This window comes from Allomuricauda sp. TY007 (genome assembly GCF_010468565.1).
Lineage (GTDB): Bacteria > Bacteroidota > Bacteroidia > Flavobacteriales > Flavobacteriaceae > Flagellimonas.
The window spans coordinates 1-12,890 of record NZ_WUEG01000008.1; the positions used below are offsets into that span (position 1 = coordinate 1).

The window sequence follows — 12,890 nt, forward strand, 5'->3', positions numbered from 1 at the left end:
AGAATAGATATAAAAGGAGAATCAATGAGAAGAAAATTGAAAAATAAAAACTAAGTTTAACCCAAGGATAGATCAAATCTGGGCAGTCCATTTGCCATGGTCAGTTTCATCCGGCGAAGGTGGGTCAGTTTACCCGGCTTATCCACATTCATTACATCTTCCACAATATCTGAGTTATCTGTTTACGGGCATTCCGGTAAGCGAATACACCAGTATAGGATGCCATACCGCTCTTTGGAATTTTGAAAAGCAGGATTACCACGATTGGGTGTACAAGGAAGAGATCCATAAAATGCTACCCTCCATTGTGGACACGGGAACTAGTATAAACACCGACCTTATGGGGCATCAAATCAAGGTAGGGGTTGGCATCCACGATAGTTCTTCAGCACTTTTGCCCTATATCCGAAGTATTGACAAAAAATTCATATTGCTCTCCACCGGAACATGGAGCATAGTCCTCAATCCGTTCACCAAAGGACTTTTAACTGATGAGGATTCGGTTTCCGATTGTATTTATTATATGCGGATCAATGGTGAGCCTGTGAAAGCAGCCCGCCTATTTTTGGGGAACGAATACAACGAAAAAATCAAGGAACTGTCCCAACATTTCAAGGTGCCCCAAAACCATCACGAATCGATAACTTTTAATGTTGGCCTGTATCAAAAATTAAATGACAATTTCTCTCACAAATTCAAATGGACCAGTCTTGCCGTTGCATCACCCAAAACTAGAGCTCCTATGAATTTCAAAACCTATGAAGAAGGCTATCACCAATTGATGATGGAATTGGCAGAGCTTCAGATCGAAAGCATAAAAAGAGCGATTGGAGCAAATGATATCGATCAATTGTACATTGATGGTGGGTTTGCCAACAATACAATATTTGTTGAATTACTAGCTCGGGGACTGAACGGTATGGACGTGAAGACAACCGACGCTTCTTTGGGTTCTGCATTGGGAGCCGCCATTGCCATTTCCAATATTGAACTGGACCAAAAATTCCTAAAGAAAAACTACGCCTTAAAAAAACACAGATCCCTAATTGCAAATTGACATGGCCCAAAGTTTTGATACCCGCTACCCTTCCGTTGATGATTTAAGGGAAAAAGCCAAAAAAAGGATTCCCCGTTTTGCATTTGAATATTTGGACGGGGGCTGTAACGAGGATGTAAACATTAAGCGGAACACTTCCGAAATAAGGGACATTACCTTAAAACCGACCTATATCAAGGACTTTAAGGGTTCATCCATAAAAACAAAACTCTTTGGTGAAGAATATGACGCGCCTTTTGGTGTTGCCCCTGTCGGGCTGCAAGGGCTCATGTGGCCCAATTCACCAGAAATTCTGGCAAAAGCAGCAAACAAACACAATGTGCCGTTTATTTTGAGTACGGTGACCACCATGGACATCGAGAGGGCCAGTGAGCTTACCGAGGGAAGGGCCTGGTTCCAATTGTACAACCCCGCAGAGGATGCGGTAAGAAATGATATTTTGGATAGAGCGGAGGCCGCTGGTTGCCCAGTATTGGTCCTACTGTGCGATGTTCCTACTTTTGGTTACAGGCCAAGGGATTTCAAAAATGGCCTGGCCCTACCGCCGAAAATGACTTTGGCCAATATCCTTCAGGTTTTGGGCAAGCCCTGTTGGGCCTTACAGACCTTAAAATATGGCATTCCCACTTTTGAAACCCTAAAACCATATACCCCGGAGGGGCTCAATCTGAAGCAATTGGGCAAGTTTATGGACAAAACCTTTTCTGGCCGATTGAATGAGGAGCGTATCAAACCTATCCGTGACAAATGGAAAGGTAAGTTGGTATTGAAAGGAGTGGCTTCAGAAGAGGATACCGAACAGGCAATCAGATTAGGGTTTGATGGTATAATAGTTTCCAATCACGGGGGAAGACAATTGGATGCAGGGGAGTCGACCATTGCCCCATTGACCCGAATTGCAGAAAAATACAAACATCAAATTACTATTATGATGGACAGTGGAATGCGCTCAGGCCCCGATATGGCTCGTTCCCTTGCTCGGGGAGCGGAGTTCACCTTTATGGGGCGCTCCTTTATGTATGGGGCAGCGGCCATGGGAAATAAAGGAGGAGACCATACCATGACCATCCTAAAAGTACAACTACAACAAATTATGGATCAATTGTGCTGCGAACGTATCGAAGACCTTTGCCAACACTTGATCTGATAAACTAAACTAGCACACAACAATTAACGAAACAAACTAAACTAAATGACCCAATATAATATTGAAGAGGATATTGAAGAAATAGAGGGCGGCGAATATGAAAGAGAACCAGTCCCAAAGTCAAAGTTAAAGAGCTGGAAAAGCTTTTTGGGCATGTATGCTGGTGAGCACGCAGCAGGCACGGAATTTGTTATAGGGCCTCTATTCTTGACCACGGGAGTAAGTGCTTTTGATTTGCTCATTGGCCTTTTATTAGGAAACCTTTTGGCAGTACTTAGCTGGAGATTCCTTACTGCAGAAATCGCGGTAAAATATCGACTTACCCTGTATTATCAATTGGAGAAAATCGTTGGCAAAAAATTGGTTATCGGCTATAATTTGGCCAATGGAATCCTATTTTGCTTCCTTGCAGGAGCTATGATTACTGTTTCGGCTACTGCCGTCGGTATTCCTTTTGATATGGAAATGCCGAAGCTAACGGATACCATGCCCAACGGTATTACATGGGTCGTTATCGTATTGGCTATCGGGGCTGTAATTTCGTTGATTGCGGCCAAAGGATACGAAACTGTTTCCAAAGCGGCCAACTATATGTCCCCGATTATTGTTTTGGCGTTCTTGGCAAGTGGTATTGTTGCCCTACGTGATCTTGACGTAAATAGTTTCTCAGATTTTTGGAATATTTGGGGAGAGGGAAGTGAGCCCTTCCCTGGTCAAATAAAATATACCTTCTGGCATGTGATGATTTGGTCTTGGTTTGCCAATGCGGCCATGCATGTGGGCATGTCCGATCTTTCCGTGTTCCGGTTTGCAAAAAAGGCAAACTCAGGTTGGACCACAGCTGCCGGAATGTATGTTGGTCATTATATGGCGTGGATAGCTGCTGCACTACTCTATGCGGTCTATCTTAAATCTCCTGAGGCCCAGACCGCTTTGACAGAAGGCACTGCTCCCAACGTAGCTCCCGGCCCCTTGGCTTACAATGCTCTGGGAATCTTTGGAGCCATTGCCGTTGTCTTGGCCGGTTGGACAACTGCAAATCCTACCATTTACCGTGCTGGTTTGGCTTTTCAGGCCATCATCCCTAAAACCTCAACATTTTGGGTCACTATTATTGCCGGCAGTGTAGCCACCTTAGCTGGACTGTTCCCTGCATTTGCCATGAAGTTGTTGGATTTTGTTGCACTGTATGGATTCATTTTGGCACCAGTAGGAGCCATTATCGTATTTGAGCACTTTTATGGAAAAAAGGCCAATATCATAATGGATTATGCAGAAAAAATGAATGTGAAATTCAATAGGGCCGTATTCTGGTCTTGGATCATCAGTTTTGGGTTATGTTATTTCATCTCGGTTAGGTTTGATGTGTTCTTATCATTCATGACGCTACCTGCTTGGTTGTTATGTGGAGTACTGTTCCTATTGATTTCCAAAAAAACAACCCCTAAAAAGACTAATTAAGAAAATGAAAACTGGAACAATCCTAGCTTCCCTGCTCATAAGCTTATCATTATTAAGTTGTGTTACCTCAACAAAAAGGGATGTTACAACAAGCAATGAAACAGCCGGCACATCAGAAAATGCCCTTGATCCAATGAACCATGTTTTCGTTCCTGATTTTATAGATACGTGTACCACCAATAAAAGGGAAAAAATTAAACTTTTGATCATTGGAAACAGCCTTTCCTTTCATGGAATTGCCCCTGACATTGGCTGGACTCATGAAAGTGGCATGGCCGCTTCAAAAAAAGAGATGGACTATGCCCATTTGTTGTTCCAAAAAATCAAAGATTCATTGCCACAGCATGATGTGTGCATGCGAATATCCAATTTTGCATCTTTTGAAAGAAACCCCATTACATTGAATGACAATTCAATAAATGCTCTTCATTCTTTTCAAGCCGATATCATCGTTTTTCAATTAGGGGAAAATGTTGATGGAGCGAACAAAGACACAATGGAACTATTCGAAAAAAAATATATTGAACTCATCCAATCATTTCGGGGGAATGGCAATCCAGTCATAATACTTACGACCCCATTCTTCCCTTCCCATGTTAAAAACAAAACCATTAAAAAAGTCGCTTTATCCACAAAAAGTTATCTAGTAGACTTATCTCACTTAACACTTATCAACCCTGAGAATTATGCCAAAAATGAAGTGGATTATAAAGGTGATAAATCTATATGGAAAGTTGAAGGTATTGGAATACACCCAGGAGATATTGGGATGGAAAATATTGCCAATCTTATATTTATAGCAATACAACCATCAATGTATTTTAAATCATTTTAATTCTCTTACTCAGGCTTGACCTATTCCTAAATTTTTCACTTTTTGTATTCATTTGGATAAAATTACTATTGAAGCGGACATCGAAATTTTAATGATTTCGTAGAGAAGAAAAAGCAGGAACGATAAACGCTTTTAAATACTCTTAAAGCTCACTTAAAGAATCAAAATGTCCATTTCGAAAAACAAAGCCAAAAAAATATACATTTTCAACAAAAGCCCACTCATTCATATATATTGAAACCTAAATTCCATTTCGCATTAAAATCCATCATTTTTAATGTTAAAATGGTTAAAGTTTGCTAAAAGGTGAGCAATTCGGTGCCTCTTGATTTTGACCCTCTCGGAGGTCCTGAAAAATGGTCATTTTCAATAAAAAGTTCGAGTCCCGTCCACGAGGTCACCTATTCGGTGAGCAAAAAATTTTGAAAAGCTTGAAAACCTTTATTTACAAGGGTTTCCAGAGATAGGTTCTAGTGCCTCCGGCTCCACTAAAACACCATCAAAACAAAACATTAAACCTGTAAATCACTGGTTTACAGGTTTTTTTATTTTATTTGGTTTCATTTATCTTCAATTGAAATCAATGTGAAAGGCATCAAATCGATACCGGCTTTAAAAATCTAAAAAAGTGTAAATCTTCAACTAAAAGTGGACTTACAACAAAAACGGACCATCAGTTAAGAGTCATGTTGCTGATTTTTGGTTATACATTTCGTTTTCAAATCCCCCTATTGTTTTATTGTCCAATGTCGAGAGTATCCCCTCTATTGTATCAGGTCTCTATCCACAGGAATATCGATAGTTCGTTCCGCTTCAATTTCTAACGTCTTAATTGCTTCTGAAACCATTAGGTTTATTATGGCCCGTCTGCTCCGTTTCCAAGAGCCCCTCCAAAACAACGCTAACACGGCCCATTCCCTGGAAAAAATCAAAAAATAAACTTTCAATAGGACTATTTTAGTCTTAAAAATATTTGTGTGTAATGATAAGGTAGTATAGTTTTGTTCCCCAAATGAAAAAGGCATTCGCAAAATATTTGTTCCCGCTCTTTCTCCTATTATTGGGTGGGTTCATTAATTTATATGCAGATTCGCAAGAGACTTCAATTGCGAATAATGCTTGCCATATTCAAAATCTAGAAAATCAACATTCCTCTGCTTATTTCAATGTATTGCAGCTTGGGTACGAAAAAAGGCATTGTACAGAAATTGACATTGAAGAAAAAGATGAGCGTGAGGAAGAAGCCACATCACATAGTTTTTCATTAGAGCATGGCAGTTTTTTAACTGCCATTTTTTTTGCCGCTTCTTGGGGGCAACTGTTTTTGGAATCTAACACAAACCGTGGGTTTTCTATACCCAAGTCCGCTTCATCCATAAGGAAGCATGTTAGGTTTCAGGTATTCCGAATTTAGAATTTTCCTTTTGCGTTTCAAGCAGCCGCTTGTTGCGCAAATCTCTACAACCCTATAGGCAATAATCAATAACCAAGGGCAGGTTCCTTCATGTGGATTCGGACTTCCCTTGACCATTTCTAAACATTTTTTAAACCAGTAAAACTATGAGGAGATTTTCCATCTTCATCGGCTTGCTTGTAGTAATGTGCTATGCAAGCTGCGAATCCAAAGAACACGAGAACAAGGAAGAAACCAAATATCTCGTGTCCAGCCCCATTCAAAAAGACACTTCAATAACCAAGGACTATGTCTGTCAAATCCATTCCATTAGGCATATTGAGCTAAGGGCCTTGGAAAAAGGATACTTACAGCACATTTATGTGGATGAAGGACAACATGTAAAAAAGGGGCAGCAAATGTTCCATATTATGCCAAATGTCTACCAAGCTGACCTGCAAAAGGCCAAAGCAGAGGCAGAAGTGGCCGAAATAGAGTATAAGAACACCAAATTATTGGCAGATGGCAACGTAGTTTCTGCAAACGAACTTGCCATGGCCAAAGCAGAGTTTGATAGAGCCAAAGCAGAAGTCACATTGGCCGAGACCCATTTGGGGTTTACCGATATCCGTGCCCCATTTGATGGGATAATGGACCATTTGGAGGCAAGAGAAGGTAGTTTGTTGGATGAAGGGGAACTATTGACAACCTTATCCGATAACTCCAAGATGTGGGTGTACTTTAATGTGCCAGAAGCTGAATACCTAGATTACATAACCAGTTCCAAAAAGAACGAAAAACAGGTAGTTGAACTGTTAATGGCCAACAACAAAAAGTTCAACCAGTCGGGTGTCGTGGAGACCATCGGAGGAGAATTCAACCACGAAACAGGAAACATTGCGTTCAGGGCTACTTTCCCTAATCCTGATGGCATTTTAAGACATGGCGAAACAGGAAGCATTTTAATGAGGGTTCCCTTGGACAACGCTATGCTTATCCCTCAAAAAGCAACTTTTGAGGTGTTGGACAAAAAATTTGTGTTTGTACTCGATGAGAATGATACCGTACAACAGCGGGAAATAGTTGTGGGTGCTGAATTACCACACCTATTTGTGGTGGAAAAAGGACTTTCGTTGAACGACAAAGTGCTCTTGGAAGGTATCCGAATGGTAAAAAGTGGGGAGAAAATCCATTACGATTTTGAAAAACCCGAATCCGTACTCTCCCACCTTGATTTATACACTGAGTAACAATCCCATAAGCCTTAGTTATTATGTTTAAAAAATTCATTCACAGACCTGTATTGGCCATAGTGATTTCGGTCATTATTGTTTTTACGGGACTGTTGGCCATAAAACAACTGCCCATTTCGCAGTTCCCGCAAATCGCACCTACCACGGTCAATATATTTATTGCTTACCCTGGTTCTAGTGCCGATGTATTGGTGAACTCGACCCTGATTCCTTTGGAAACCTCCATTAACGGGGTTCAGGGTATGCGGTACATCGCATCGGATGCCACAAGTGCTGGTGAAGGAACCTTACGTGTAATCTTTGAACCAGGAACCGACCCCAACCAAGCCGTGGTCCGGGTAAAGACACGGGTGGATCAGGTAATGCCCTTGTTGCCCGAGCTGGTGCAGCGGGAAGGAGTTGTGATTACCCCCGTGCAGCCTAGTATGTTGATGTATGTGAACCTGTACAGTGACGCCAAGAACAACGATGAAAAATTCCTGTACAACTACGCATACACCAAAATGATACCCGAAATCCAGCGTATCAACGGTATTGCAAGTGCCAAGATCCTGGGGAGCCGTAAGTTTGCCATGCGGGTTTGGCTCAAGCCAGACCGAATGCGCGCCTATAACGTTTCCGCAGAAGAGATTCTGGAGTCCATGGAAGAGCAAAGTATTCTTGCCAGACCTGGGCGTTTAGGACGAAGCTCGGGGAAGAAAGCACAATCGTTGGAATATGTACTGGTTTATCAGAACAGGTATAACGAACCCCAGCAATACAAGGATATCATTATCAAAGCCAATGATGATGGGGAAATCCTTACACTTGGCGATGTTGCCGAGGTTGAATTGGGTAGTGAGTTCTTCGATATTTATTCCAATCTAGATGGAGACCCATCGGCATCCATAGTATTAAAACAGACTTTTGGCAGTAACGGTAGCGATGTGATCAAATCCGTTAAAGAAAAACTGGATGAACTTGAGGCTGATATGCCTCCAGGAATCGATTATAAAATCAGCTACGACGTGTCCAACTTCTTGGATGCATCCATAGATCAAGTACTGCATACCCTTCGTGACGCCTTTATTCTGGTGGCTATTGTGGTATTCCTCTTTTTAGGGGACTGGCGTTCTACTTTGATTCCCATCATTGCGGTACCCGTATCGTTGATCGGGGCATTCTTCGTCATGCAGCTCTTTGGACTGTCCATCAACCTGATAACACTGTTTGCCCTTGTATTGGCCATTGGTATTGTGGTGGATAACGCCATTGTCGTAGTGGAGGCCGTCCACGTGAAGATGGAAGAGGAGAACCTTACGCCCTACAAAGCATCCTACGAAGTATTGGGAGAAATTGGTGGAGCCATTATCGCCATTACCTTGGTAATGACCTCAGTTTTCATCCCAATTTCATTCATGACAGGACCTGTGGGGGTATTCTATCGACAGTTCTCCATAACGATGGCAGGATCTATTGTGATATCGGCCATAGTGGCCCTTACATTGACACCAGTCCTCTGTGCCATGATGCTGAAAAATACCCATGGAAAACCAAGACGAAAATCCCCTGTAAACCGATTCATTGATTGGTTCAATGGAAGGTTTGAAAAACTTACGGGACGATATGTTGGGGTATTGAACAAGATCGTAAACCGTAGAGTGGTCACTTTTGGAGTGTTACTGGCTTTCTGCGCGGGTATTTTCTTTACAAACCAAGTATTGCCCGCCGGATTTATCCCCAATGAAGACCAAGGGATGATCTATGCCATCATTCAGACACCTCCAGGAGCCACTTTGGAACGGACCAACGAGGTGGCCAGAAAACTTCAGGCCATTTGCGAGGAGACCGAAGGAGTTGAATCTGTTTCCTCTTTGGCAGGTTATGAAATCATGACCGAAGGTCGTGGTTCCAATGCAGGTACCTGTCTCATCAACCTAAAACCATGGTCAGAACGGGAACATTCCGTGCACGACATTATGGAGGAACTGGAAGAAGAGACCAAGGATCTTGGTGCGGTCATCGAATATTTTGAGCCACCAGCGGTTCCAGGTTTCGGTTCATCAGGTGGTTTTGCGATGCGTTTGTTGGACAAGACCAATAGCACGGATTACCATGAGTTCGAAAGAATCAACAATGAGTTTATGGATGCCTTGCGTGAACGTAAGGAGTTGGCCGGTTTGTTTACATTCTATGCTGCCAATTATCCGCAGTATGAGTTGAAAATCAACAATAAGGCCGCCATGCAAAAAGGGGTTTCCATAGGAAAAGCCATGGAGAACCTGAACATTTTGATCGGTAGTACCTATGAGCAGGGCTTCATCCGGTTCGGACGATTCTTCAAGGTGTACACCCAGGCTGCTCCCGAGTATCGTGGTATGCCATCTGATTTGGAAAAGCTCTTTGTTAAGAATGAAGAGGGGGAAATGGTACCCTATTCCTCATTTATGACCATGGAAAAACGGTTGGGGCCAAACGAGGTAACGCGCTATAATCTGTATAATTCGGCAGCCATCCGTGGATTGCCCGCCAAAGGGTATACCAGTGGCGATGCCATTGATGCTATCCGTGAAGTTGCGGCACAAAATTTACCAAGAGGATACGATATAGCGTGGGAAGGTCTTTCCTACGATGAGGCCCAACGTGGAAATGAGTCCATTTATATATTCATTGTGGTGCTCATCTTCGTTTACTTGGTGTTGGCTGCCCAGTACGAGAGTTTCTTGCTCCCATTGGCGGTAATTTTATCGCTTCCAGTAGGGGTGTTTGGTTCATTCTTTCTGCTCAAGCTCATGGGATTGTCCAACGATGTGTATGCCCAGATAGGTATGATTATGCTGGTAGGACTTTTGGGTAAGAACGCCGTATTAATCGTTGAGTTCGCGGTGCAGAAGCATCGACAAGGCGCAACCATTCTCGAGGCGGCCATTGAAGGTTCCAAACAACGTTTCAGGCCGATTTTGATGACATCCTTTGCCTTTATCGCTGGTTTGATACCATTGGTGGTGGCTACTGGAGCAGGAGCCATAGGAAACCGTACCATTGGTGGTTCGGCCTTGGGAGGGATGCTTATCGGAACCATTTTCGGTGTCTTGTTGATTCCTGGTCTGTACTTCGTATTTGCTAAAATGGCAGATGGCAAGAGTCTTATCAAGGATGAGCATGATGAGCCGATTTCGGAGGAATTCTTTAAGAATGATGACAGCGAGAGCAAATTGCGTACTCGCTTAAAAGAAGTGAATAAACTTTTGAAAAAAATGACCACAAGAAATGGAAAGAAAAAGAAAAATGGTGACCAAGATGAAGCATAGAAAATCACTTTTAGTCGGAATGATAGCGATGGTGGCCCTTTATTCTTGTGTGCCCACCCGTGAGGTTAGGGACGAGAACGTAGCTGTTCCAGAAAACTATCAAAACCAGTCAGCGGATACGGTAAATACGGGATTGGTGGAATGGAAGGAATTCTTTAAAGACCCTAATCTCATTGCCTTGATTGATTCGGCTTTGGTAAAAAACCAAGAGCTGAACATCATGTTGCAGCAAGTGGATATGGTCAAAAATAGGATTCAGGCCAAGAAAGGGGAGTATTTGCCCTTTGTCAATCTTCAGGCAGGTGCCGAGGTTGAAAAAGTGGGCGAGTACACCCGAAACGGAGCTGTGGAAAAGAATCTCGAAGTAAAGGAAGGCGAAGAGTTCCCCGAGCCCCTGACCAATTATATGGTCGGGGCCTTCGCCACTTGGGAGCTCGATGTTTGGAAGAAGCTTCGCAATGAGAAGAAAGCAGCGGTTTTTGAATATCTGTCCAGTGTGGAAGGTAAAAACTTCATGGTGACCAATTTGGTAGCGGAGATAGCTGATTCGTATTATGAGTTGATGGCCTTGGACAATCAAATGGCCATTATTGACCAGAACCTGGAGATTCAGCAGAATGCACTACGCATGGTAAAACTGCAAAAACAAGCTGCCCGTGCCACGGAATTGGCCTTAAAGCGTTTTCAGGCCGAGGTCATGAAAAACCAAAGCCATAAATACGAAATCCAACAGGAAATCGTGGAAGTGGAAAACCGATTGAACTTTTTGATTGGTAGAACGCCTCAACATATTCAACGGGCGTCCGATAATTTTATCGATACACCGATTGATACCATTTACGCAGGAATACCTTCGCAATTGTTGCAGAATCGCCCTGATGTGCGCAGCGCTGAGTTTGAATTGGCTGCCGCGAAATTGGATACCAAAGCGGCCAAAGCCAATTTTTATCCAGAGTTTACGATAAAAGCAGGTCTGGGGCTGGAAGCGTTCGATACCAAATACCTGACGACCACGCCAGAATCTGTTTTGTATTCAGCTATTGGTGATATGGTGGCTCCATTGATTAACAGGAATGCCATTAAGGCACAATATAAGAATGCTACGGACCGACAGTTGCAATCGGTTTATGAATATGAAAAGGCCATTTTGAATGCTTACATCGAAGTGGCCAACCAGTTGTCCAACATCGATAACTTAAAAAAGAGCTATGAATTAAAGGATGGTCAAGTACAGGCATTGACGGAATCCATAGACCTATCCACACGCTTGTTCCAATCCGCAAGGGTGGAATACATCGAGGTGCTTTTGGCACAGCGTGAGGCCTTGGAATCCCGAATGGAGCTTGTTGAGACCAAAAAAGACCAGTTGTTGGCCCAGGTAAATATGTACCGTGCCTTGGGCGGTGGTTGGAATTAAAGAATTTCCTGAAACCAACTATCCTCTGGGCAAGCCATAGGGGTATTTCTCTGGTTTCATTTTGACGCCAGGGTCAAAACCGAAATTTTACTGTTAGATTCCCATTTTCTCGGGAATGACAGTTTCGATGAAAACCCCGATGCATGCATGTTGGGAATTTTTTTCGATTAAATAATCCTCGGGGCAAGCCCCGAGGCATTATTTTAGAATAGATTTAATTGAATATCATCATTTTTGTGCAAAACCTGATAATCCTCTTGAAACTTTAATTTTTAACATATGCAGCTATTACTTTTTCATTACTGTGTCTCCCAACAGTATCGTTATAAAAAACACTGTCCCAAAATCGGAACCTGAGCAAAAAAATCTCCCTTGCTGTACCACTTTTTATTGTTCTTGCAATTTTCGAAGGACTATTGGTGGGCACTCTCTGTAAAAAAAATGCACATGATTTTTGTCGGTTTGACCTGCTTCAAAACCAAAAAATTGAACTTCCCAAAATCATCCGCCCTTTACGGACCCCTTTTTCTATATAACAAAATAATTATGGGACTAGAATCACCATTACTGCCCCTATCCGTTCCTTGTAGTTAATTTCTAATCATTGTTTTCCATTTTTTTGAAATCTGGCTATGGTATCTAAACATGTATAGAAAATCAAAACAATCACACCTTCCTTATATCAGTAAACATGATATTGGAAGCAAATCTGGATTGCAGAAGTAAAACTGTCTTATGGAAAATATAATTTCAACAATATTTACGGAATGGATATCGTCTTAAATCGAAGTCTGATAGAAGACAAACTAGATTTAACGATTCAACCAACCATGTCTTTCGCACTAGGGAACTATCTGGATACCCTGCAATCGATGAAAACGTGATGGCACTTGACAACTATCAAGAAAATCAACAGATAAGTCTTAACCTAAGCTATAAATTCAACGATACGAATAAGGGTTTGAGCAAAAAGCAAAGACGTCTCTAAGAATTACAGCGGGTAGTCGGATTAATCAAAAGTTGTTTAATCGGGTCTG

The 12,890-nt window shown here is 42.3% G+C and carries 8 protein-coding genes; all 8 read left to right on the forward strand.

Translation table 11 applies throughout. The features are described from left to right. Window positions 1-91 precede the first annotated feature (91 nt). The 8 genes from GO009_RS09925 (at window position 92) to GO009_RS09965 (ending at window position 11,853) form a co-directional block, all read left to right on the forward strand. On the forward strand, window positions 92-1,057 hold the full coding sequence (locus GO009_RS09925) for an FGGY-family carbohydrate kinase (protein ID WP_203532430.1): 966 nt from the start codon (window positions 92-94) through the stop codon (window positions 1,055-1,057). 1 nt (window position 1,058) lies between these two features. After that, window positions 1,059-2,204, forward strand: coding sequence for an alpha-hydroxy acid oxidase (locus GO009_RS09930; protein ID WP_163626061.1), 1,146 nt, complete (start codon window positions 1,059-1,061; stop codon window positions 2,202-2,204). Between the two features lie 45 nt (window positions 2,205-2,249). Then, complete coding sequence (locus GO009_RS17650) at window positions 2,250-3,665, forward strand: cytosine permease (RefSeq protein WP_239057440.1); 1,416 nt, start codon at window positions 2,250-2,252, stop codon at window positions 3,663-3,665. 4 nt (window positions 3,666-3,669) lie between these two features. Further along, window positions 3,670-4,500, forward strand: a complete 831-nt coding sequence (locus GO009_RS09945) for an SGNH/GDSL hydrolase family protein (protein WP_163626064.1) — start codon at window positions 3,670-3,672, stop codon at window positions 4,498-4,500. A 1,012-nt stretch (window positions 4,501-5,512) separates the two neighbouring features. Then, window positions 5,513-5,914, forward strand: coding sequence for a hypothetical protein (locus tag GO009_RS09950; RefSeq protein ID WP_163626065.1), 402 nt, complete (start codon window positions 5,513-5,515; stop codon window positions 5,912-5,914). A 146-nt stretch (window positions 5,915-6,060) separates the two neighbouring features. Continuing rightward, window positions 6,061-7,143 carry an efflux RND transporter periplasmic adaptor subunit gene (locus GO009_RS09955; RefSeq protein ID WP_163626066.1) on the forward strand — a complete coding sequence of 361 codons (1,083 nt, stop codon included), beginning with the start codon at window positions 6,061-6,063 and terminating at the stop codon, window positions 7,141-7,143. Window positions 7,144-7,166: 23 nt separating this feature from the next. Further along, complete coding sequence (locus tag GO009_RS09960) at window positions 7,167-10,436, forward strand: efflux RND transporter permease subunit (RefSeq protein WP_163626067.1); 3,270 nt, start codon at window positions 7,167-7,169, stop codon at window positions 10,434-10,436. Then, entirely contained in the window at window positions 10,396-11,853 is a 1,458-nt protein-coding gene (locus GO009_RS09965) for a TolC family protein (protein ID WP_163626068.1), read from the forward strand. Before GO009_RS09960 ends, GO009_RS09965 begins: the two co-directional genes overlap by 41 nt. The last annotated feature ends 1,037 nt before the right edge of the window (window positions 11,854-12,890 follow it).

Excerpts from the sequence above, each read along its gene's own strand:
- GO009_RS17650 (WP_239057440.1), top strand. The coding sequence starts at position 2,250 with ATGACCCAATATAATATTGAAGAGGATATTGAAGAAATAGAGGGCGGC.
- GO009_RS09950 (WP_163626065.1), top strand. The coding sequence starts at position 5,513 with ATGAAAAAGGCATTCGCAAAATATTTGTTCCCGCTCTTTCTCCTATTA.
- GO009_RS09930 (WP_163626061.1), top strand. The coding sequence starts at position 1,059 with ATGGCCCAAAGTTTTGATACCCGCTACCCTTCCGTTGATGATTTAAGG.
- GO009_RS09965 (WP_163626068.1), top strand. The coding sequence starts at position 10,396 with ATGGAAAGAAAAAGAAAAATGGTGACCAAGATGAAGCATAGAAAATCA.
- GO009_RS09955 (WP_163626066.1), top strand. The coding sequence starts at position 6,061 with ATGAGGAGATTTTCCATCTTCATCGGCTTGCTTGTAGTAATGTGCTAT.
- GO009_RS09945 (WP_163626064.1), top strand. The coding sequence starts at position 3,670 with ATGAAAACTGGAACAATCCTAGCTTCCCTGCTCATAAGCTTATCATTA.
- GO009_RS09960 (WP_163626067.1), top strand. The coding sequence starts at position 7,167 with ATGTTTAAAAAATTCATTCACAGACCTGTATTGGCCATAGTGATTTCG.